The 20,112-nt window shown below is 70.6% G+C and carries 19 protein-coding genes; 6 read left to right on the top strand and 13 right to left on the bottom strand.

The window, feature by feature from the left end:
• Position 1: 1 nt before the first annotated feature.
• From MARPU_RS16830 to MARPU_RS13815, 10 genes are read right to left on the bottom strand one after another with little or no spacing between them, the layout of a single operon-like run.
• Positions 2-1,609, bottom strand: a complete 1,608-nt coding sequence (locus tag MARPU_RS16830) for an ExeA family protein (protein WP_005221152.1) — start codon at positions 1,607-1,609, stop codon at positions 2-4.
• Positions 1,593-2,300, bottom strand: coding sequence for a tetratricopeptide repeat protein (locus MARPU_RS13855; RefSeq protein ID WP_005221155.1), 708 nt, complete (start codon positions 2,298-2,300; stop codon positions 1,593-1,595). Before MARPU_RS13855 ends, MARPU_RS16830 begins: the two co-directional genes overlap by 17 nt.
• Entirely contained in the window at positions 2,297-3,952 is a 1,656-nt protein-coding gene (gene mshL, locus MARPU_RS13850; protein WP_025275362.1) for a pilus (MSHA type) biogenesis protein MshL, read from the bottom strand. The genes MARPU_RS13855 and mshL overlap by 4 nt, the downstream gene beginning before the upstream one ends.
• A 52-nt stretch (positions 3,953-4,004) precedes the next feature.
• Positions 4,005-4,820, bottom strand: coding sequence for a pilus assembly FimT family protein (locus tag MARPU_RS16825; RefSeq protein WP_005221159.1), 816 nt, complete (start codon positions 4,818-4,820; stop codon positions 4,005-4,007).
• Complete coding sequence (locus MARPU_RS13840; RefSeq protein ID WP_005221161.1) at positions 4,813-5,571, bottom strand: hypothetical protein; 759 nt, start codon at positions 5,569-5,571, stop codon at positions 4,813-4,815. Before MARPU_RS13840 ends, MARPU_RS16825 begins: the two co-directional genes overlap by 8 nt.
• 34 nt (positions 5,572-5,605) lie before the next feature.
• Positions 5,606-6,244: a hypothetical protein gene (locus MARPU_RS13835; RefSeq protein ID WP_005221163.1), complete on the bottom strand. Its 639-nt coding sequence runs from the start codon at positions 6,242-6,244 to the stop codon at positions 5,606-5,608.
• Entirely contained in the window at positions 6,241-7,725 is a 1,485-nt protein-coding gene (locus MARPU_RS13830) for a hypothetical protein (protein ID WP_156929288.1), read from the bottom strand. Before MARPU_RS13830 ends, MARPU_RS13835 begins: the two co-directional genes overlap by 4 nt.
• Positions 7,631-8,110 carry a hypothetical protein gene (locus MARPU_RS13825; protein WP_005221167.1) on the bottom strand — a complete coding sequence of 160 codons (480 nt, stop codon included), beginning with the start codon at positions 8,108-8,110 and terminating at the stop codon, positions 7,631-7,633. The genes MARPU_RS13830 and MARPU_RS13825 overlap by 95 nt, the downstream gene beginning before the upstream one ends.
• Complete coding sequence (locus MARPU_RS13820; RefSeq protein WP_005221168.1) at positions 8,107-8,937, bottom strand: prepilin-type N-terminal cleavage/methylation domain-containing protein; 831 nt, start codon at positions 8,935-8,937, stop codon at positions 8,107-8,109. The genes MARPU_RS13825 and MARPU_RS13820 overlap by 4 nt, the downstream gene beginning before the upstream one ends.
• A 32-nt stretch (positions 8,938-8,969) precedes the next feature.
• Positions 8,970-9,791: a type II secretion system protein gene (locus tag MARPU_RS13815; protein ID WP_005221169.1), complete on the bottom strand. Its 822-nt coding sequence runs from the start codon at positions 9,789-9,791 to the stop codon at positions 8,970-8,972.
• A gap of 570 nt (positions 9,792-10,361) precedes the next feature.
• On the opposite strand from MARPU_RS13815, the gene MARPU_RS13810 reads away from it, so the two are divergent.
• From MARPU_RS13810 to MARPU_RS13785, 6 genes are all read left to right on the top strand, one after another.
• The gene (locus tag MARPU_RS13810; RefSeq protein ID WP_005221170.1) at positions 10,362-11,111 is read left to right on the top strand and encodes a YebC/PmpR family DNA-binding transcriptional regulator; all 750 of its coding nucleotides are present in this window, start codon (positions 10,362-10,364) and stop codon (positions 11,109-11,111) included.
• Positions 11,112-11,140: 29 nt separating this feature from the next.
• The gene (ruvC, locus tag MARPU_RS13805) at positions 11,141-11,692 is read left to right on the top strand and encodes a crossover junction endodeoxyribonuclease RuvC (protein ID WP_005221171.1); all 552 of its coding nucleotides are present in this window, start codon (positions 11,141-11,143) and stop codon (positions 11,690-11,692) included.
• A gap of 4 nt (positions 11,693-11,696) precedes the next feature.
• A complete protein-coding gene (gene ruvA, locus MARPU_RS13800) occupies positions 11,697-12,299 on the top strand; it encodes a Holliday junction branch migration protein RuvA (RefSeq protein WP_005221173.1) in 603 nt (200 codons plus the stop codon).
• Positions 12,300-12,391: 92 nt separating this feature from the next.
• Entirely contained in the window at positions 12,392-13,465 is a 1,074-nt protein-coding gene (glcE, locus tag MARPU_RS13795) for a glycolate oxidase subunit GlcE (RefSeq protein WP_005221176.1), read from the top strand.
• A gap of 31 nt (positions 13,466-13,496) precedes the next feature.
• Entirely contained in the window at positions 13,497-14,735 is a 1,239-nt protein-coding gene (gene glcF, locus MARPU_RS13790; protein ID WP_005221178.1) for a glycolate oxidase subunit GlcF, read from the top strand.
• A complete protein-coding gene (locus MARPU_RS13785) occupies positions 14,732-15,616 on the top strand; it encodes an NAD(P)-dependent oxidoreductase (RefSeq protein ID WP_005221180.1) in 885 nt (294 codons plus the stop codon). Before glcF ends, MARPU_RS13785 begins: the two co-directional genes overlap by 4 nt.
• A gap of 34 nt (positions 15,617-15,650) precedes the next feature.
• Here the strand turns inward: MARPU_RS13785 and MARPU_RS13780 are convergent, their stop codons facing one another.
• The 3 genes from MARPU_RS13780 to MARPU_RS13770 form a co-directional block, all read right to left on the bottom strand.
• Positions 15,651-16,226, bottom strand: a complete 576-nt coding sequence (locus tag MARPU_RS13780; RefSeq protein WP_005221183.1) for a copper-binding protein — start codon at positions 16,224-16,226, stop codon at positions 15,651-15,653.
• 381 nt (positions 16,227-16,607) lie between these two features.
• On the bottom strand, positions 16,608-18,824 hold the full coding sequence (locus MARPU_RS13775) for a patatin-like phospholipase family protein (RefSeq protein ID WP_005221187.1): 2,217 nt from the start codon (positions 18,822-18,824) through the stop codon (positions 16,608-16,610).
• Positions 18,825-18,841: 17 nt separating this feature from the next.
• Positions 18,842-20,050, bottom strand: coding sequence for an exo-beta-N-acetylmuramidase NamZ family protein (locus tag MARPU_RS13770; protein ID WP_005221193.1), 1,209 nt, complete (start codon positions 20,048-20,050; stop codon positions 18,842-18,844).
• Positions 20,051-20,112 lie beyond the last annotated feature (62 nt).

Here is a 20,112-nt window from a genome sequence, read left to right as displayed (position 1 = left end):
CTCAGGGCGAGGGGCAGCTCAGCCGATACCGGGTCGGCGGATCGACCACCCCGGTCGCGGCTAGGCCCTGGGCGGACTGGAAGGCGCGCAGCGCCGCCAGGGTCGAGCTGCCCATGATGCCGTCGACGGCGTTGGGGGCGAGGTGGCCGAGCGCGGCGAGCCGCGCCTGGAGCAGGCGCGCGGCGTGCGAGCGCTCGCCGAAGGTCGGCTGGGTGGCGGCGATCGCGGTGCGATAGAAGGACAGCCGCTCGCCGTCGTCGAGTTCGAGCGCAGGCCGCCCCTGACAGTTCTCGGTGATCGTGTCGCGACTGCGCCAGGCGACCCACATCGCCTCGTCGTCGGCCTCATCGGTGGCGCCGTCGTCGAGACCGAACAGTCTCGGGTAGGCGGCGATCAGGGTCGCGAGATCGGCGCCCGTCGCGCCGGCGACGGCGGGCGCGCTCGGCGGCGCGCCGCTGTCGGCAGGGCTGGTCGGAGGTTCGCGCATGCTCATCGTGGCGTCAGCGTCAGCGTCAGCGTCGGCGTCGGCCGTCGGTCTCGCGTCGGTCGTGACGCCCTGTTGCGCCGTCGCCCCGGCGTCCGCGCTGGGCAGGTGCGCGCCGAGTGCCGCGAGCTGTGTCTCCAGCCAGGGTCGGAGTTGTTGCTGACGGCTCCAGCCGAGGCTGACGAGCGCGGCGAGCAGCAGTGTCAGCAGCAGCGCGAGACGCCAGCGCGGGGCGCTGGTGCGGTGCGCCGGCAGGGTCCGCAACCCGGTATCGGCCTCGGCGACGGCCAGCCGCATCAGCCGTTGGTCGATGCGCAGACGTGGCTGATGGAGCAGACCGTAGAGACAGCGATCCATGATCAGGTTGATGCGTCTGGGCAGACCGCCGCTGGCCCGGTGCAGCAGGCGCAGCGCCGCGCGATCGAGCGTGATGCGCTGGGCCGCGCCGGCCTGGTCGAGCCGGTTGAGCACATAGCCCCGGGTCTCGGCCCGGCTGAGCGGGGCGAGATGGACGTGCAGGGTGATGCGGCTGTTGAGCGGCCGCATCTCGAAGCGTCCGAGCAGGCCGAGGATCTCGGGCTGGGCGACCAGCACCACCTGCACCAGCTTGGTGTCGCTGGTCTCGAGGTTGGAGAGCTGGCGCACCAGCTCGAGGGTCGCGGCGTCGAGGTTTTGGGCGTCGTCGAGGATCAGCACGCAGTTGCGCCCGGCGGCCTGCTCGGCGCGGAAGAAGTGATGCAGGGCCTCGAAGTAGGGCTGGATGCCGAGCTGCGGCGGCGGCAGCTCGGCGAGCCCGAAGCCGCGGTGGATCGCGGCGATCAGCTCGCGCTCCTGGGGGACGCCGTGGAGGATCAGCGCGACCCGCTCGCCGGCGGCCTCGAGTTCGCGCATCAGCCGTCGCATCAGTGTGGTCTTGCCGATCCCGACCTCGCCGGTGACCAGCATGAAGCCCTTGCGCCGCTCGATCAGGTGCAGCAGCTCGCGATAGCCCTGATAGGTCTGCCGACTGGGGAAGAAGCGGGTCTCGGTCGGCGTCACCGGGAAGGGGTCGCGACTCAGCCCCAGCTCGTCGAGATAGGGCGGCGCGCCGCCGGGGACGGGGTCGCGCTCAGTGGCTGTAGGCATCGTGGTGCTGTCTGACGTCAGGGTTGTTCGGGTGGCGGCTGTAGAGACGCGCGACCCGCTGTCTCGCCTCGGCGAGCGCGCCCTCGCGCCAGTCGATGGCGGCGAGATTGAGATTGGCCTCGAGGTCGTCGGCGTCGTAGCCGAGTACCTCCTGATAGGTCCGGCGCGCGGCCTCCAGCTCGCCGCGGCGCAGCTGCAGGAAGGCACGCATGCGCACCGCTGCCAGACTGTCCGGGCCGATCATCGCCTCGGCCTGGGCAAGCAGCTGGTCGGCCTCGTCGAGCTGATCGGCCGCGCAGGCGCGGGTGAAGTCGGCGGCGATCTGACGCATCGCCAGCAGTGCCGGGTCGGGCGCGTCGAACAGCGGTGATTCGATCGTCTCGCTGTCCGGCGTCGGCACGGGGTCGATCACCGACGTCTGCTCGGGTGTCGGCAAGGGGGTGGAGGACGGTCCGCGCGGCGCGTACGTCTCCGTCGGCGGTGCCGGTACCGGGGTCGCGATTGCCAGTGACGGCGGTGGCACGGGGTCTGTCAGCTGGCTGCCGGCCAGTGGCCACAGCAGTACGCCGGCGCCGACCAGTGCCATGCCGGCGATGCCGAGTAGCCAGCCACGTCGGCGTTGCGCGGTATCGCCCAGGGCGTTCAGGTGCGGGGCCTCGCGCGCGCGCAGACTGGTGAAGATCAGGCTCATAGCAGGGTGACGCGCAGCGCGATGACCAGCTCGCGGGCGGTGGTGGAGTGACCGCGCCCGCCGAACAGGTATTCGACCCCGGGGATCTCGGTGAACGGCGGGATGCCGTCCTTCGAGCGGCTGCCGGTCTCGCTGATCATGCCGCCGAGGATCACCAGGTCGCCGTCGCGCATGTTCAGCGAGGTGGTCATGCCCTTGAAGCTGACCTTGGGCAGCGAGATCGACTGGTCGTTGCCGATGTCGACCGGGTCGGTGCTGCCCGGTTCGACCTGGGTCTGCATCGGGTTGATCACCAGGCTGATGGTGCCGTCGTCGGCGATGAAGGGGATGACCCCGAGCAGCACGCCGTCGAAGACATTGCCGGTCTTGGTCTCCCAGGTGCTCTCGGGGTTGTCGGCGGTGCCCAGCGAGGTGCGCGAGACCTCCTTGAGGAAGCTCGAGTTGCTGCCGACGCTGACCAGTGCCGGCTGGGTGTTCTTGACTCGCAGCGAGGGGTTGGAGAGTACGTGGACGTTGCCGAAGGTGCGCAGCAGGTTGACCGCGACGCTGTAGTTGTCGTTGCCGGCGACCAGTCCCAGCCCCGGGTTGCCGCTGTCGCCGATGCTGGTGCCGGGGATGGTGATGGCGCGCCCGATGCCGCCCTCGTTGGGCAGGGCCGAGTCGATCGAGCCGAGACCGATGGCCTCGGGGCCGTAGAGCGCGGCGATGTTGCTCTCGAGCTGCGACCAGTTGACGCCGAAGCGGAACTTGTCGCTGAGTTCGACATCGATCAGCTGCGCCTCGATCAGCACTTGGCGCTGCATCACCCGCTTGTAGCGCGAGATGAGGTCGTCGATGGCCTCGAGCTGCGAGGGCCGGGCACGGACGAAGAGCACCCCGGTGTTGCGGTTGAGGGTGTAGTTCGACCCCTGGGCGGTGGCCGGGTCGACGACGCCGGGGGTGGTGCCGAGGATCACCCCGAGCATCGCCTCGATCTGGTCGTAGGGGTCGGCGGTGTTGGTGTTGCGCCCGTCGAGCTGGAAGCTGCTGGTGATCCCCGAGGAGCCGCTGCTGCCGCTGTTGCTGCTGCTGCCGATGTCGTTCATGGCGCTGGCGCCGAAGACGTCGCCGCCGGCGTTGAAGCTGGCCGTCGAGACGGTCTGCAGGAAGCCGAGGTGGAACACCCGACTCTCGTGCTCGTAGACCTCGATCAAGCGGTCGTTGATTCGCGCCGACATGTCGATCTTGTCGAGCACTACCTGCAGCACCTTGGAGGCGGGCATGTCGCGCAGCTCCAGGGTGAGATAGCGTGGCTGGCTGCCGAGCGAGTCGGGCAGCGCCAGGCTGAGTTCGGCCTGGCGCGCCACTGCCTGGAGGATGCTGCGTGCGTCGGTCTCCTCCACCACCAGGGTCACGCGGATGGCGTCGAGCGGGTTGTAGCGCGGCGCGATCGGTGGCGGCGGCGGGGCGACCGAGCGCTCCTCGACCCGCTCCTGCAGCGAACGCTGCAAGGCGCTGAGCTTGCGCGACTCGGCCACCAGGCGCTCCTGCAACGCGCGCTGGGACTCCTCGTCGATGTCGACGGTGCGATCGAGGTCGACCTTGGCCGGCCCGGAGCAGCCGCTGAGGAAGATGAGCGCGAGGGCGATCAGGGGCGCCGTGTTGTTGATCATGTGCATGGTTTTCCAGGGCAGAACGATTCGTTGCGGGGTCTCTCGGACCGGGTCAGCGACGCCCCACCGTCAGCAGCTCGCCGGCCAGCCGGTCGAAGCCGATCGCGATCACGGTGTCGTCATAGTGTTCGGTCGTCGGGGTGGCGGGGGCGGCGAAGCAGCGCGAGTTGATGGTCAGCGGGGTGTGCGGGCCGTCGAACAGATCGCCGTCGCGGTCGGCGTCGCGCACCCCGGCGCCGAGCACCAGGAAGGCGACATTGGGTCGCTTGTTGCCGACACAGTCGAGCGTGCCCAGCGGGCCGTCGTCACCGGTCAGGTAGGGGTTGGTGTCGTCGCGCGGCTGCGCGGCGGCGAGGCGCAGCGCGCGCAGGAAGGCGCCGCGCCCGGCATAGGGGCCGTCGCCGGGGAGCATGCGCGGGGCGGCGTCCTGCTGCCACGACGGTGGCTGGGCGCTGGTCAGGTCGACCGCGCCACTGCGATAGACGGCGTAACGCAGTCGGGTGTAGAGCCGGGCCTCGTCGGCGCTGGGGGCCTCCAGCCCGAGGGTGCGGAAGGGGACATGGCCAAGCCGGTTGGCGGAGACGTCGCCGCAACCCTGATCGCCCGCGCCCTCGCGCCCGTCGGGGTCGAGCCCGGCGGCGATGTTGCCATCGGCGCAGGGCAGGCGATGATAGCGCCGCGCGTACTCGAGCACGGCGTCGAAGACCTCGCGCTGCAGCGCGGCGAGGGCCTGGGCGTCGCTGCCGTCGCGCGGGTAGTTCGGCAGCGATGCGCGCCCGACGCTGATCGCCACCAGCAGCCCGGTGATCACTAGCACGAAGGCCATCTCCAGGGTGGAGAGACCGCGGTTGCGGTGCGGGTTAGTCATGGTCGCGGTCGCGCAGCGACGAGAGATCGACCACCGGGCGGTTGAGCTGTGGCGCCAGGGATTCAAGCTCGCTGGTGTATTGGCGCAGCTGCGCGATGTCGGCCTGCTCGCCGCGGGCCGCCTCGCGCTGGATCAGGCCGTTGAGTTCGACCATGCGCTCGGAGGTGCGCAGTATCCCGGCCAGTGCCTCGAGGTCGAGCACGCTGTCGCGTCCCCGCTCGCGCAGGCTGTCGTCGAGCGCCTCGATCATCCCGGCAAGCTCGCCGAGCGCCGGTGGCTCGCCCGAGCGCCCGCGCTGGCTGTAGGCGATGAGTTCGTCGCGCAGCCGCGCCACCCGTGTCTCGGTGTCATCGTCCGGCGGTGCGGGAGGCTCGACGGCGGGTGGCGTGCTCGTCGGCGCAACAGGCTGCTCGGTCGCAGGGGTGGGTGCGAGGTCGGCCGTCTGTGGCTGGGGTTGCTGTGCCCGGCGCCCGGCGTCGCTGAGCGCGCGATAGCGTGCCATCAGCGCTTCGAGCTGCGGCGGCGCGTCCTCGGGCAGGGGTGGCGGCGGTGGCGGTTCGGGGATCCGCGTCACCACCGTCTCGGGCGGGCGCGGCGGCACCACCGCGATCGCCGGTGGTGGCGCGCGATGGAGCGCCTCGAGCGCCTCGAGGTCGCGCGGCGGGGTGAAGATCCACCACAGCGCGAGGCCGGTGACCACGCCGAGCACGATCGCCAGCGCCAGCCGGGACCACTGATAGGTGTTGTTCATGCGCGCTCCTCGGCGATGCGCCACGGCTTGCCGTTCATCGCACCTCCGCGTCCGGCGCGATCACCGGGCGGGTCAGCATCTCCTCGGCCAGGCGCAGCTCGACGCGCCGGCGCTGGCCGTCGCGATCGAGCCACACCGCCGTCGACTCGATGGCGACCAGCTGCACCCGCGCGTCGACCGCCTCGCCCGGGGCGAGCAGGTGGCCGTTGACCAGTGCGCGACTGTTGTGTCGCGCGGCGTAGATCATGCCGACCTCGTAGTCCAGCCACCAGGGCTCGATATCCTCGGGCCGTGGCGGCGTCATGGCGCGGCTGGCGGCGCGTGCGCTGGTGTCGCTCGCCAGTAGCCTGGAGCGTGCGCTGGCGCTCGCGGCAGTGACGGTGCCACTGTCGTCGCGCCGTGGCGCAGGGGGTGCCGCTTGCGGTTCCGAGCGCGCCAGCAGGGTATCCGTGGTCATGGCCGGGGGCGGGGTCAGGCCGGTTGTGGCGAGCCGTTCCTCGAGTTGCTCGAGCAGCCGCAGGTGTGCGGCGATTTCATGCTCCATGCGCGCGAGCTGTTGCGCCGAGCCGCGCTGGATGAACGCCTGGCGCGACTGGTCGAGGTGCGGCACGATCGCCACCACCAGTGCGGCGCCGATCAGTCCGGTGAAGACGCGGGTGGTGATCTTGTTCATGGTCGGGCTCCCGGCGCTGCCGGCGTGTCGTCGCTGTCCTCCCCGCGCGCGCCGCGCCAGATCGCGGCGAGGCTGAAGGTGTTCTCACCGCTGTTGCCGGCTTGGATCGCCTGGTCGACGACCCGATAGCCGCGCTGGCCGAGCGCCTCGACCAGATGACGCTCCTTCTCCATGGTCGGGTAGAAGGCCGCGCTGCTTCCGGTGAGCACGACCATCGCCACGCCGTCCTCGACCACTACCGAGAGTTCCTGCAGCGCCAGCCCCTCGGGGAGGCTGCGCTGGACATCGCGGACCAGTCGCGGCAGCGGCGGGACGCGATCGCGCAGCGACTGCAGCTCGAGCAGCGCGAGCACGTCGGCGGCCTGCTCGGCGGTGGCGCGCGAACCTTGGTGGGTGCGTTGCAGTCGTGCCTCGACTTCGTCGAGATCGGTGACGACGATGCGCTGTTCGGCGAGCCGTTGCTCGAGCGTCCGCGCCTGCTCGCTCCAGCGCGCGCCCTGCCAGGCGAGCGCGGCGGCCAGTACCAGGAAGCTCAGTCCCATCCACGGCAGCAGCGACAGCAGCAACAGCTGCGCGCGCTGCGCCGGGGGGGCGTCGGCGATGGCCTCGCTGCTGGTCTCGATCAGCGCCGGCAGCGCGCTCTGGAAGTCGGGGTCGTGATCGATGGTACAGGTCGCGCCCAGACGACCCCAGTCCATCCCCGGGAAGCGTCGCTGCAGCGCGCCGAGCAGCCGCGCCCCGGTCTCCTCGGTGAACTCGCCGTGACCGATCAGGGTGGCGTGGGGGGGCAGCGGATAGGTGCGCCCGAAGCCCTGGTCGTTGAGCTGGCGGTAAAGCCGCTCGGCGACCAGGTTCGGGTCGGATCCGGCGAGCACCGGCATGCGCTCGGCGAGCATCACTTGTTTGTCGATCACCACCATGAAGCTGATGTCGTCGGGCTGGAGCAGCACCAGCAGGTGGCTGGCGCGCCCGCGTCTCAGCGTCCAGGCGAGCATCGCCGCGCCCAGGGGGATCAGCACCTGATGCTGGTCGCCGGTCTTGACGCGCTTCTGGTAGCGGGTCCAGACGTCGAGTGGCACCACGGTGTAGAACACCCGGTAGGCATCGCGCAGCCGGGTTCGCTGATGGACGATCACCCGCGAATAGGCATCGATCTCGCCTTGATCGCGCAGGCGCTTTTCGATGATCGGGGCGATGTCGGCGACCCGGCTGTTGACCAACATCACCCCGAAGGCGGCGCCCTGGTAGTCGGTGAGCAGCCACAGCGGCGTGGTCGGCGGGGCGTCGAGGTCGAGCGGCTGCGCCCGCCCTTCGGCGATGCGCAGCGCGCGGCCACCGAGATCGATTGCCTTGGTCCAGTTGATGACGGTGGACTCCTGGTCGGGGTTAGCGGGAGTAGTAGGTGCCGAGCAGGGTGAACTGCAGCGCCTGAGGACCGTCGTCGTCCTGATCGCGGGTGAACAACCCCGGCTCGCCACCATTGGCGCGGATGCTCAGCGCGTCGGTGATGAAGAAGCCGTCGGCGTCGGGCGCGGTGCTCAGCAGATAGGCGTCGACCTGCTGGCGCGAGAGCATCCGGTTCTCCACCCGCAGCAGGCGCTCGCTCCAGTCGGAACGGCGCAGTGACTGCGCCTCGATCACCGGTCGCCAGCGCTCGAAGTCGGCCGCCGCCTGCTCCCAGCGCTCCAGCGTGGCCAGCCCACCGGCGGCGCTGGAGAGCGTCTGGCGTGCGCTCTGGTCGTCGTATCTGGCCTGTTGCAAGCGCTGTTGGGCGCTGCTCGCGTACCAGGAGCCGGCGGCCAGCAGCAGGGCCGCGCCGAGGGTGAGCGCGGTCTGGGTGGTGCCGCTGATCGAGATCCGGGTCATTGGTCCATCCGCCAGTGTGCGGTCAGCAGCATCACTGCGTCCTCGTCGCGGTTCTCGCCGATGTCCTCGGCGGTGGCGGCGAGGCCGCTGTCACGACGGAAGGTGTTGTTGCCGCCCCATTCGTAGCCGGGCTCACGGACGTTGGTCTGGGTATGGTTGCTCAGGGTGGTCTGCTCGCGGAAGCGGCCCTCGCGCGCGTCCGGCGCACCGTCGATCATCTGGTCGAGGCTGCGCGCCAGATCCGGGGTGAGCCCGCGCAGCACCATCACGTTGCCCGAGCCGCTGGCGGTGCCGTCGGGGTTCCACTGGAAGCAGATCTGCACCTCCACCGGGTTGCCGTTGCTGTCGGTGTAGAGATAACGGTCCTCCTGCCCCTCGGCGCGTCCGGCCGGCATGGCGATGCCGACGCGTTCCATCAGGTGGTGGAGGTTCTGCTCGGAGAGCGCTGCGGGGTCGCCGAGCCCGACCGAGTTGGCCGGGTAGCCCTGCCCATGACACAGCCGCTGGCCGGTGCGGCTGTAGTTGGCGGGGATGCCGGCGACCTGGCCGTAGCGGTTGTTGAGCCTGGCGTCGGCGCCGCTGACCATGTAGGTCGGGGCGATCTGGCTGTCGCCGATCACCACGCCGGTGCGCTGGAAGTGGATGTCGTAGGCGCGCTTCCAGCCGGTGACGAACTGGAAGATGCGCTTCGACTGGGCCTCGCGGACGATGTCCTTGGAGATGGCGATGCCGCCGAGGATCATGCCGATGACCACCAGCACCACGGTCAGCTCGACCAGGGTGAAGCCGCCCTGTGCGCGCCGGGCGGCGGGGGTGCGCTGCTGCATTGCGTTACTCCACCGAGGTACGCCGGGGCGCGTCACTGGTTCATCTTGTAGTGGGCGACCAGGGTCATCACCTGGTCCTCGTCCTCGCGGTCGCCCTCGCTGGCCTCGTCGGGGTTCGCCGCGGCGATCTCGAAGGTGTTGTTGCCCTGCCACTCGCTCTGCGGCACCCGGGAGCTGCCAGTGCGTGCGCCGATGTTCTCCTGGCGGAACACCCCCTCGCGGGCGTCGGCCTTGCCGTCGATCATCTGGTCGAGCGCGCGCGCCAGGTCCGGGGTCAGCCCGGTGATCACCATGACGTTGCCCGAGGGCTCGCCGCTGGCTGCGCCGGGTGGGTTCCACTGGAAGCAGATCTGGATCTCCTGCGGGTTGCCGTTGGTGTCGAGATAGACGTAGCGATCCTCGAAGCCCTCGGCACGTCCCGGCGGCAGCTGGATGCCGTGGCGCAGCATCTGCTGATGCAGCGAGACGTTGCTGTCGGCCGCCTGCCCGGCGCCGGCCGCGGCCTGGGTGGTCGGGCGCGCACCCTCGCAGATCGCGCCGGGGGCGGTGACGCCCGACATGTCGCCGCCCGAGATGGTCGAGCCCGAGGTCGCGCCGCTGTTGTAGTTGGTGCCATTGACCATGTAGCGCGGCGCGGTCTGGTCGTCGCCGACCACCACTCCGGTGCGCGAGTAGTGGTTGTTGTAGGCCGAGACCCACTGGTCGACGAACTTCTGCTTGATCTTCACGTACTCGGCGCTGCGCTGCATGTCGCGCCCGATGGATACGGCGCCGAGGATCAGCCCGATCACCACCAGCACCAGCGACATCTCCACCAGGGTGAAGCCGCGCATAGAGGATCTGGAACCCGACATCTTCGTTCTCACTGTCGTTGTCATTGTGGGGATGGCCGGGAGACTCGGACCGGCCTCATCCGGGCGGTGCGTCAGCCGTCCGGTAACAAGTAACGTGTACTCGCTGCGGTGACGAGCGAGGTCTTCCTGGCGCTGTGTCGCGCATCTGGCGGGAGACAGGGATGTGGCGTGGATACCTTGGCTTGGGAGTGCCCGGCTGGAGGGGCGACGACGGATCGTCAGTCTGATTCCGGCGCGTGTGCATCACATCATCCTGTGGCAAGGGTCTGATTGCCCTCGCTCTCTGTCGGCAAGCAACGAAGCATTGCCTCGACCCCGCAAGGTCGCGAGTCATACCGCGAGCGAGGGTGTCTGATCCCTGCCGGGCGGGCTGAAGCCAGCTGTTTGCGCGTCTGAGTATAGCCTAAGTCTGGAGTGATTTAGAGCGCACGATTCGTGCTTGTCTCGCGGGCTGAGTTCCGCCCCTCGCGTGGCACTCGAATGGTCCGTCGCAGAGGTGCGCTTAACGTCCGATCGGCGCCGAATGTTAGAATATCGGCCCAGTATTCAGCTTCAGGAGCAACCCAATCGATGGCAGGTCACAGCAAATGGGCCAATATCAAGCACCGCAAGGCCGCGCAGGACAAGCGTCGCGGTAAGATCTGGACCAAGCTGATCCGCGAGGTCACGGTCGCGGCGCGCGCCGGTGGCGGCGATCCGGCGGCCAATCCGCGCCTGCGTTTGGCGATGGACAAGGCCTTCGGCGCCAACATGCCGCGCGATACCGTCGAGCGCGCGATCAAGCGTGGTGCCGGCGGCACCGAGGGCGACAACTACGAGGAGATCCGCTACGAAGGTTATGGTCCGGGTGGCGTCGCGGTGATGGTCGACTGCATGTCCGACAACCGCAACCGCACCGCTTCCGAGGTCCGTCACGCCTTCACCAAGCACGGCGGCAACCTCGGCACCGACGGCTCGGTGGCCTATCTGTTTACCAAGCAGGGGATCATCAGCTTCCAGCCGGGGAGCGACGAGGACGCGGTGATGGAGGCGGCGATCGAGGCCGGGGCCGATGACGTGGTCACCAACGACGATGCCTCGCTCGACGTGATCACCGCCCCTGAGGCCTTCTCCGAGGTCAAGGACGCACTGATCGCCGCCGGCTTCGATACCGAGGTCGCCGAGGTTACCTTCAACGCTTCGACCTCGGCCGAACTCGATCGCGACACCGCCGAGAAGCTGCTGAAGATGATCGACACGCTCGAGGACCTCGACGACGTCCAGGAGGTCTATCACAACGCCGAGATCTCCGACGAGATCATGGCGGCGCTCGATGCCTGAGCCGGTGCGCCTCCGGGAGCGCTGACGCCATGGCCCGTGCCCCCCGCTCGGCCCCGCCGCGTCTGGCGCACCGTATCCTCGGCATCGATCCGGGCTCGCGCTTCACCGGCTACGGCATCATCGACACCGACGGTCACCACAGCCGCCGCGTGGCCAGCGGTTGCATCCGTGTCGACAAGGCCCCCTGGCCGGACCGGTTGCGACTGATCTTCGACGAGATCGAGCAGCTGGTGCTCGATCATCGTCCGCACGAGTTGGCCGTCGAGCAGCTGATCTTCGCCCGCGATCCCAGCGCCGCGCTCAAGCTCGGTCAGGCGCGCGGCGCGGCGCTGTGCGCGGCGCTGCGCGGCGAGCTGTCGGTGCACGAATACAGCCCCAAGTCGGTCAAGCTGGCGGTGGTCGGTACCGGCGGGGCGCAGAAGTCGCAGGTTCAGCACATGGTGCAGATCCTGCTGAGCATGGACACCCCGCCCGGCGAGGACGAGGCCGATGCGCTCGCCATCGCGCTCTGTCACGCCCACTCGATGGGCATCCCCGGGCGCAAGCGCATGGCCGCCTCCTGGCGCGACTGGAGACCCTGAACCCATGATCGGACGTTTGCGTGGACAGCTGGTCCACAAGCAGCCGCCCCGGCTGATGCTCGACGTCGGTGGCGTCGGCTATGAACTCGAGGCGCCGATGTCGACCTTCTACGAGCTGCCGACGGTGGGCGAGACGGTCACCCTGATCACCCACCTGGCGGTGCGCGAGGACGCCCAGGTGCTCTACGGCTTCGTCCGTGAGTCGGACCGGGCGCTGTTTCGCAACCTGCTCAAGGTCAGCGGGGTGGGTGCGCGGATGGCGCTGGCGATCCTCTCGGGGATGGACGCGGCGCGCTTCGCCCAGTGTGTCGAGTACGAGGACGTCGCCGCCCTCACCAAACTCCCCGGGATCGGCAAGAAGACCGCCCAGCGCCTGGTGGTGGAGATGCGCGACCGGCTCGAGGCGACCCTCACCCCGGCCCTCGCCGGGGCTGCGGGCGAGAGCGCTCCCGGTACCGACCAGGCGCTCGCCGACGCGGTCAGCGCCCTGGTCGCGCTCGGCTTCCGTCCGGCCGATGCGACGCGCATGGCGCGCGCCGCCGACGACGGCGCCAAGACCTCCGAGGAGATCATCCGCGTGGCATTGCGATCGGTGAATCCGGCCTGATCTAAGGGGGCATCGTCGATCGGGTGCGGTCAACGCGCCCGATCCCATCGTCGGTCGTTGCGACGACGACCAGGGATGCGCGAGGCCACCGGATGAGCCAGGACCTGACCGCCGAGCTGTGCGCCAGCGTGACCGCGGCGATCGCCGCCACCACGCCGCTGTGTCTGCGTGGCGGCGGCACCAAGGACTTTCTCGGTCGGCGCTGCGCGGGCCGTCCGCTCGCGCTCGCCGGGCATTGCGGCATCCTCGACCACCAGCCGCGCGAACTCACCCTCACCGCCCGCGCCGGCACCCCGCTGCGTGAGATCGAGACGGCGCTCGCCGAGGCCGGGCAGTGTCTGCCCTTCGAGCCGCCGCACTTCGGCCCCGGCGCCACCCTCGGCGGCACCATCGCCTGTGGCCTCTCGGGCCCGGCGCGCCCCCATGCCGGGGCGGCGCGCGATCTGGTGCTCGGCGCGCGGGTGCTCACCGGGCGCGGCGAGGTGCTGCGCTTCGGCGGCGCGGTGATGAAGAACGTCGCCGGTTACGACATCGCTCGGCTGATGACCGGCGCCTTCGGCACCCTCGGCATCCTCCTCGACATCAGCCTCAAAGTGCTGCCGCGCCCCGAGGCGGTGCGCACCCTGGTGCTCGACTGCGACGGTGACGAGGCGCTCGCCCGGCTGCGCGCGCTGGTGCGCCGAGCGCTGCCGCTGAGCGCGAGCTGTCACGACGGCGAGCGGCTGTGGCTGCGACTCTCCGGGGCCGAGCGCGCGCTCGCGCCCGCCGCCGCCGAGATCGGTGGCGAGCGCGTCGAGCCGGGGCGGGCCGAGGACTTCTGGGGCGCGCTGATCCGTGAGCAGCGCCATCCCTTCTTCACCGCGCCGGGCGCGCCGCTGTGGCGGCTCTCGCTGCCGCCGCACGCCCCGGCGCTGGCGCTCGACGCCCCCCAGCTGATCGAGTGGGGTGGGGCGCAGCGCTGGCTGCGCGCGGCCCACCCCGCGGAGGTGGTGCGCGCCGAGGCCGCGCGGCTCGGCGGACACGCGACCTGTTTTCGCGGCGGCGAGGCGATGCACTCCCCCTTCACCCCGTTGTCGCCGTCGCTGCTTGCGCTGCATCGCAACCTCAAGCAGGCCTTCGATCCCCACGGCATCCTCAATCCGGGGCGCTTCCATGCCGAGTTCTAGCGGGGCGTCGCCGCCTTGACCCGGAGTCCGCATGCGTACCGATCTGCTCCCCGAGTTGCTCGACACCGCCGCCGGTCGCGAGGCCGACGCCATCCTCCGCGCCTGCGTCCACTGCGGCTTCTGTACCGCCACCTGTCCGACCTATCAGCTGCTCGGCGACGAGCTCGACGGGCCGCGCGGGCGCATCTATCAGATCAAGCGGGTGATGGAGGGGGCGCCGGCCACCGCCGTGGTGCAGCGCCATCTCGATCGCTGTCTCGGCTGTCGCGCCTGCGAGCGCACCTGCCCCTCGGGGGTGCGTTATGCGCGGCTGGCCGAGATCGGGCGGGGACTGGTCGCCGCCCAAGTGCGCCGTCCCTGGCACCAGCGTCTGCTGCGGCGGGCGTTGGTGCTCGGTCTCTCGGGGGCGGGGCGGGTGCGCACGCTGCTCGCCCTCGGGCGGCTGGCGCGCCCGTTGTTGCCGGCGCGACTGGCCGCGCGGATCCCGCCGCGGGTCGCGCCGGGCGCGTCGCCGGACTCGCGTGGCCTGGGGCGGCGGATGCTGGTGCTCGAGGGCTGCGTGCAGGGGGGCGCGACCCCGCGCACCAACGCCGCCGCGGCGCGGGTGTTCGCGCGTCTCGGCATCGAGCTGGTGGGTGCGCCCGCGGCGGGTTGTTGCGGCGCGCTGGCGTATCATCTCGACGATCAGGCCGGCGGGCGGGCGCGGATGCGCCGGGCGATCGACGCCTGGTGGCCGGAGATCGAGTCCGGCTGCGAGGCGATCCTGGTGACCGCCAGCGGTTGTGCGAGCATGGTGCGCGAGTACGGCGAGGTGTTGGCCGACGACCCGGACTATGCCGAGCGGGCGGCGCGGGTCGCCGCGCTCGCCCGCGACCCGGCCGAGGTGCTCGCCGCCACCGACCTGACCCCGTTGGGCCGACCCGGCGCCGGGCGGCGGCTGGCCTATCACGCGCCCTGCAGCCAACAGCACGTGCTGCGGCTCGAGGGCGTGGTCGAGGGGGTGCTCGAGCGTCTCGGCTTCACCCTCGTCCCGGTGCCCGATGCGCACCTGTGCTGCGGCTCGGCCGGGACCTATTCGATCACCCAGCCGGCGCTCTCGCGCCGCCTGCTGGAGAACAAGCTCGGCGCCCTGGAGGGCGGCCGGCCCGCGCTCATCGCCACCGCCAACGTCGGCTGCCAGCTCCAGCTCGCCGCCGGCGCCTCGGTGGCGGTGGTGCACTGGCTGGAACTGCTCGACCCGGCGCCCCCCGAGGAGACCCCTGAGAGATGACAGAGCGGATTGGATTCATCGGCCTCGGCCTGATGGGCGCGCCGATGGCGCTGAACCTGCTGCGTGCCGGTCACCGGCTGGCGGTGTATGCGCGCCGCGAGACGGCGCTGGCGCCGTTGCGCGAGGCCGGCGCCGAGGTCTGCGCGAGCCCGGCGGCGCTGGCGGGCGCGGTCGACGTGGTGTTCACCATCGTCTCCGACACCGAGGATGTCGAGCAGGTGCTGCTCGGGCCCGACGGGGTGATCGAGGGCGCGCGACCGGGCACCGTGGTCATCGACATGAGCACCATCTCGGCCTCGGCCACCCGCGCCATCGCCGCGCGGCTGGCCGAGCGCGAGGTGGCGATGCTCGACGCCCCGGTCTCGGGGGGCGACGTCGGCGCGCGCGAGGGGCGGCTGTCGATCATGGTCGGCGGCGACCCCGAGGTGTTTGCGCGGGTGCGCCCGCTGTTGGAGGTGCTGGGCACCAACATCGTCCATATTGGGGAACATGGCGCCGGGCAGGTGTGCAAGGCGTGCAATCAGGTGGTGGTCGGCGGCACCATCGCCGCGGTGGCTGAGGCGCTGCTGCTGGCGCGTGCCTCCGGGGTGGACGCGGCGCGGGTGCGCGAGGCGCTGCTCGGCGGCTTCGCCGCCAGTCGGGTGCTCGAGCTGCACGGTCAGCGCATGCTCGACGGCGACTACCGGCCCGGCTTCAAGGCGCGGCTGCACCGCAAGGACATGCGTCTGGTCGAGGAGCGCGCGCGCGAGCAGGGGCTCGAACTGCCGCTGGCCGCACAGGTCGCCGCCCATCTCGATACGCTGCTCGCCGCCGACGGCGGCGAACTCGACTCGGCGGCGATCCTCAGCGCCCTGGAGCGGATGCAGCAGGGCGCTGGCTGAGTTCGGGGCCGGGGCGGCGCCCCGGCCGGCGGGATCATTCGAAGGTGACGAAGCCGTCGATGGCGGTGATATAGGTGGCCACCACCCCGTCACCCGGGGCAACGCTGTCGAGCAGCGCCTGGTCCTCGACGGTGAACACCAGGGTGCGGTTGGGGCCGCGCACGGTGACGGTCGCGGCCTCGCGGTCGACCGCCTCGATCTTGCCGTACAGGGTGAGGGTGTCGACGATGGCGCCGGCGGGCTTGGCCCCCGGGTCGCGCGCCACCTCGCGCTCCTTGGTCATGCCGACGGTGCCGGCGTCCGAGCCCTTCTGCAGGTCGATCAGCACCGCCTCGGTCTTGCTGACGTTGAGGGTGTTGCCGATCTTGACCTCATCGAGCCGGGTCACCTCGTCGGGGACGTGCAGCACCACGAACTCGCCCTCGGGGGTGCGGATGGTGAGCATGCGCTTGTCGAGGTTGACCACCTCGACGGTGCCGGTCAGCTCGGTGGTGACCGCGGCGCCGGTCACCGGCACGTCGCGCAGCTCGGCCAGCGCGACCGGAGAGAGGCCGGCGGAGGCGAGTGCAATGGCCGAGGCGAGGGTCAGGCTGGCGGGTCTGATCTTCATCGTGAAACGATCTCCTTTGGTGTCGGTGAGCATGATCCGGGCGCTGTGTCCCCATGTCCCGGGTGCAGTGCAAGGATTGGTGCAAACCCGTGCCGACACAAGGGTGGGCGGTGTCGGGTGGCCCCTCGTCTGACCCGGCAGGATGCGCCCTGGGCGGCCATCGGGCGATGGGGCGCCGCTTGCTCGCCGATCGTTGATCTTGTCACACGGCGCTGGCGAGTCCCACCGCCGTGCGGGGAGCACCGAGCGTTGCCGATATTGCCGAGCGGCTGGTCCCGACAGTGGTCAAAGTCACTGTGCTCGCCGACTCCGGCCTGCGGTTGCGGCAGGCGCCGGTCGGGCCGGGTTGCACGCTGCCGGGCGCTGTCGTGCCCGTCCGGGTCAGTAGTGGATCAGCGCTCGGTTCCAGGGACGACCGAGGAACAGATAGAGGGCGTCATTGCCGCCGTCGGCATAGCCGTAGCCGAGATAGAGCGGGCCGATCGGGGTGTCGGCGCCGAGAAACAGGCTGCTGCCCAGACGCAGGCTGTCGGCGCCGATGTCGCGCCGTCGTGCCCAGGTGTTGCCGACCTCGAGCGAGACGCCGGCATAGCTCGGCACCAGCCCGGTGTCGAAGGCGTGGAGATAGATCGCGCGTGCCAGCCCGAGGTTGGCCCCGGAGAGTTCGAGCTGGTTGAAGCCGGAGAGGTTGAGGAAGCCACCGAGCCGGTAGTAGGCGTGCGGCGGGGTCTCGCCACCGAAGTTGCCGGCCAGGGTCAGCGCGGTGATCAGGCGGTGACGACCACGCCCCAGAGCGTGCACCAGCTCGACCCCGGCCTGGTCGTAGTCGCTGGTGGCACCGAGCGCGGTGCGCGAGTGCTCGCCGAAGGCGCTCGCGGCCCAGCCGCTGGCGGGGAAATTGGCGCTGTCGAGGGTGTCGATGTCGAGCCGGAATTCGAGTGCGCCGACGTCGAAGTTGTAGCCGCCGAAGCCGGGGTCGCCGACACGCAGGTCGGCGTCGCCGCGATAGTGGGCGTAGCCGAGCGCGACCCGGCCCCAGTCGCCGAGGTTGCGCCCGAACTCGAGGCGGGCACCGAGGCGGTTGAGCTGGTACTCGGCGATCGGCGCGTCCTGGGCGCCGGGGTCGAACAGGGTCAGATTCTCGGAGAGGTAGCCGAGGCCGATCCCGGCGAACCAGCGCTCGGCGGGATCGAGCGGCAGGTAGAGGCTGGAGAGGATGCCCGGCTCATCGCCGAGCCGGACCTCGGTGCGCCACTCGCCGTTGAGGTCGGTGAGCGGAGCCTTGGTATAGGCTGCGCCGAGGTTGAAGCGGGAGTTGCCGCCGCCGCTCGAACTCAGCTCCAGTCCGCCCTGCAGCGAGCTGGTGCCCCAGCGCTTCTCGCGCGCACTGATGTGCAGCGCGGCGCGTTCGTCGGCCTCGGGCACGATGCGGTAGCGCACCGTCTCGAACACGTCCTGGTCGTAGACCCGCTCGATCTGAGCGGCGAGCGCTCCGGGGTCGAGCCGTTCGCCGGGGGTGATGCGGATGCGCCGGGCGAGCACGGCGTCGTCGAGCCCGGAGTCGTTGTCGATGCTGACCTGGGTGATCACCGGGGCCTGGTAGTCGGCGGGGCGGTGGGCGCGGCGGTAGCTGGCATAGCGCGCCGGGGGCAGGGCGAGGGCGTCGAATCGCGCGCCGGCGTCGCGCGCGGCCTGCTCGCCGATGGCGATCGCCTCGAGCATCTTGTCGAAGTCGCTGGCCAGCACCCGGCGCCCGAGCGGCGGGGTGAGCAGCAGGTCGCGCGGGCCCAGGGTGGCGATCTCGGCCTGGGTGTTGCGCCAGGTCACCAGGCTGGCGACCTGGTCGAGCATCTCCAGCACGTCGGTGATCGACTCGCGATCACGGCGCGGGCCGCCGATGTCGACGGCGATGACGATCTCGGCCCCCATCTCGCGCACCACCCCGATCGGCAGGTTCATCGCCAGCCCGCCGTCGACCAGCAGCCGCTCGCCGATCTCGACCGGGGCGAACACTGCGGGGACGGCCATGCTGGCGCGGATCGCGGTGGCCAGGTCGCCGTCGTCGAGCACCACCGCCTCGCCGCTGACAACGTCGGTGGCAACGGCGCGGAAGGGAATGCGCAGGCGGTCGAAGTCGTGAACACCGGTCGCTGGCAGGGTATACTCGCGCAGCGCCAGCTCCAGCTTCTGGCCCTGGATCAGCGCCGGTACCAGATTGACCCGACCGTCCTCCTCGTCGACCCCGGGTCGACTCTTGATCAGGAAACTCCGGTCCTCGAGCTTGCGCTGCATCCGTCGCGTGGCGCGGGCCGGCTCGTCCTGGAAGATCGCCGTCCAGTCGATGCGAGCGATCGTCCGCTCGATCTCGTCGGGCGACATCCCCATGGCATAGAGACCGCCGACGACCGCGCCCATCGAGGTGCCGGCGATGTAGTCGATGGGGATGCGGCGGCGTTCGAGTTCGCGCAGCACGCCGACATGGGCGGCGCCACGCGCGCCACCGCCGGAGAGTGCCAGGCCGATCGCCGGTCGCGTCTCGGCGAGCGCCGGGGCGATGAGGCCCAGCAGGGTCAGCAGGATGGCGACAGTGGTACGCACGCGGGACTCCTCCCGGGTCAGGGGTAGAGCAGCAGGGGCGCGATCTGTTCGCGCCAGGCGTGCTCGTCGCCGAGCAGCCGCTGTTCGAGAGCGGCGGGGGTGGCTGTGGGGTCGTCGACCCATTCGCGCAGCAGCGGGCCGCCGCAGATCAGGTCGATGGCCAGGCGCTCGTGCTCGTACTCGTAAGCGAAGTGACGCCACAGCGGATAGTCCGGGGACTCCAGGCGCAGCGCCTTGAACAGCAACGCGATCAGCCGGTAGGGCTTGAACGCGCCGTGATCGTAGCCGGCCTGATCGGTGTGGATCTGCAGCCCGGCGCAGCGTGTGCCCTGGTGCTTGTGGAAGGTTGGCTCGAACCAGCAGGGACGTAGCAGCGCGCCGCGGGTCCAGGCCGGGCACAGCGCTTCCATCCGCGCGAGGATGCGGTTGAAATCGAGGTCCGGCGCGCCGACCAGCTCCAGCGGGGTGGTGGTGCCGCGTCCCTCGGAGAGGGTGGTGCCCTCGAGCATCACGGTGCCGGGGTAGCAGCGCGCCATGTTGAGGCTGGCGGCGTTGGGGCTGGGGTTGATCCAGGGGCGCTGGTGCAGCGGCCAGCCGAACCCCGGCCCCTGGTCGGGCCGATAACCCTGCATCGCGATCACCTTGAGTTCGAGGTCGTGCCCACCGCGCGCGGCGAACCAGCGCGCCAGCTCGCCGAGGGTGAGACCGTGACGCATGATCAGCGCCCCGGCGCCGACGAAACTCTCCCAGCCGGGTTCGAGGATGCTGCCCTCGACCGGACGCCCGGCGGGGTTGGGGCGATCGAGCACCCACAGCGCCTTGCCGTGGCGGGCGCAGGCCTCGATCAGATAGGCCAGGGTGGTGATGTAGGTGTAGATGCGGGTGCCGACGTCCTGCAGATCGACCAGCAGGACGTCGAAACTCTCGAGCATCCGCGCGGTCGGATAGCGCGCCTCGCCGTAAAGGCTGTAGACCGGGATGCCGTGGCGCGGGTCGCGCTCGTCGGGGGTCTCGACCATGTTGTCCTGCTTGTCGCCGCGCATCCCGTGCTGGGGGCCGAAGGCGGCCACCAGGTCGAGATCGGGGAGCGCCATCAGGGCGTCGAGGCTGTGCTGGCCGCTGGCGGTCAGCGAGGCGGCATGGCCAAGCAGGGCGAGGCGCCGGCCGCGCAGTGGGCGGCGCAGCTCGGGCTCGGCGAGCAGGCGGTCGATTCCGTAGCTGATCATCTCGGTGCTGTGATGCGGGTTGCAATGGAGCGGGCATGTTAGACCAGAGTCCGGTTCATCGC

Source organism: Marichromatium purpuratum 984 (genome assembly GCF_000224005.2).
Lineage (GTDB): Bacteria > Pseudomonadota > Gammaproteobacteria > Chromatiales > Chromatiaceae > Marichromatium > Marichromatium purpuratum.
This window is presented reverse-complemented; position numbering and strand designations above follow the sequence as displayed.

Excerpts from the sequence above, each read along its gene's own strand:
- ruvC (WP_005221171.1), top strand. The coding sequence starts at position 11,141 with ATGGCCCGTGCCCCCCGCTCGGCCCCGCCGCGTCTGGCGCACCGTATC.
- mshL (WP_025275362.1), bottom strand. The coding sequence starts at position 3,952 with ATGATCAACAACACGGCGCCCCTGATCGCCCTCGCGCTCATCTTCCTC.
- MARPU_RS13770 (WP_005221193.1), bottom strand. The coding sequence starts at position 20,050 with ATGATCAGCTACGGAATCGACCGCCTGCTCGCCGAGCCCGAGCTGCGC.
- MARPU_RS16825 (WP_005221159.1), bottom strand. The coding sequence starts at position 4,820 with ATGACTAACCCGCACCGCAACCGCGGTCTCTCCACCCTGGAGATGGCC.
- glcF (WP_005221178.1), top strand. The coding sequence starts at position 13,497 with ATGCGTACCGATCTGCTCCCCGAGTTGCTCGACACCGCCGCCGGTCGC.
- MARPU_RS13830 (WP_156929288.1), bottom strand. The coding sequence starts at position 7,725 with ATGGTGGCGAGCCGGGGTTGTTCACCCGCGATCAGGACGACGACGGTC.
- MARPU_RS16830 (WP_005221152.1), bottom strand. The coding sequence starts at position 1,609 with ATGCCTACAGCCACTGAGCGCGACCCCGTCCCCGGCGGCGCGCCGCCC.
- MARPU_RS13835 (WP_005221163.1), bottom strand. The coding sequence starts at position 6,244 with ATGAACAAGATCACCACCCGCGTCTTCACCGGACTGATCGGCGCCGCA.
- MARPU_RS13815 (WP_005221169.1), bottom strand. The coding sequence starts at position 9,791 with ATGTCGGGTTCCAGATCCTCTATGCGCGGCTTCACCCTGGTGGAGATG.
- ruvA (WP_005221173.1), top strand. The coding sequence starts at position 11,697 with ATGATCGGACGTTTGCGTGGACAGCTGGTCCACAAGCAGCCGCCCCGG.
- MARPU_RS13840 (WP_005221161.1), bottom strand. The coding sequence starts at position 5,571 with ATGAACAACACCTATCAGTGGTCCCGGCTGGCGCTGGCGATCGTGCTC.
- MARPU_RS13855 (WP_005221155.1), bottom strand. The coding sequence starts at position 2,300 with ATGAGCCTGATCTTCACCAGTCTGCGCGCGCGCGAGGCCCCGCACCTG.
- glcE (WP_005221176.1), top strand. The coding sequence starts at position 12,392 with ATGAGCCAGGACCTGACCGCCGAGCTGTGCGCCAGCGTGACCGCGGCG.
- MARPU_RS13810 (WP_005221170.1), top strand. The coding sequence starts at position 10,362 with ATGGCAGGTCACAGCAAATGGGCCAATATCAAGCACCGCAAGGCCGCG.
- MARPU_RS13825 (WP_005221167.1), bottom strand. The coding sequence starts at position 8,110 with ATGACCCGGATCTCGATCAGCGGCACCACCCAGACCGCGCTCACCCTC.
- MARPU_RS13820 (WP_005221168.1), bottom strand. The coding sequence starts at position 8,937 with ATGCAGCAGCGCACCCCCGCCGCCCGGCGCGCACAGGGCGGCTTCACC.
- MARPU_RS13785 (WP_005221180.1), top strand. The coding sequence starts at position 14,732 with ATGACAGAGCGGATTGGATTCATCGGCCTCGGCCTGATGGGCGCGCCG.
- MARPU_RS13780 (WP_005221183.1), bottom strand. The coding sequence starts at position 16,226 with ATGAAGATCAGACCCGCCAGCCTGACCCTCGCCTCGGCCATTGCACTC.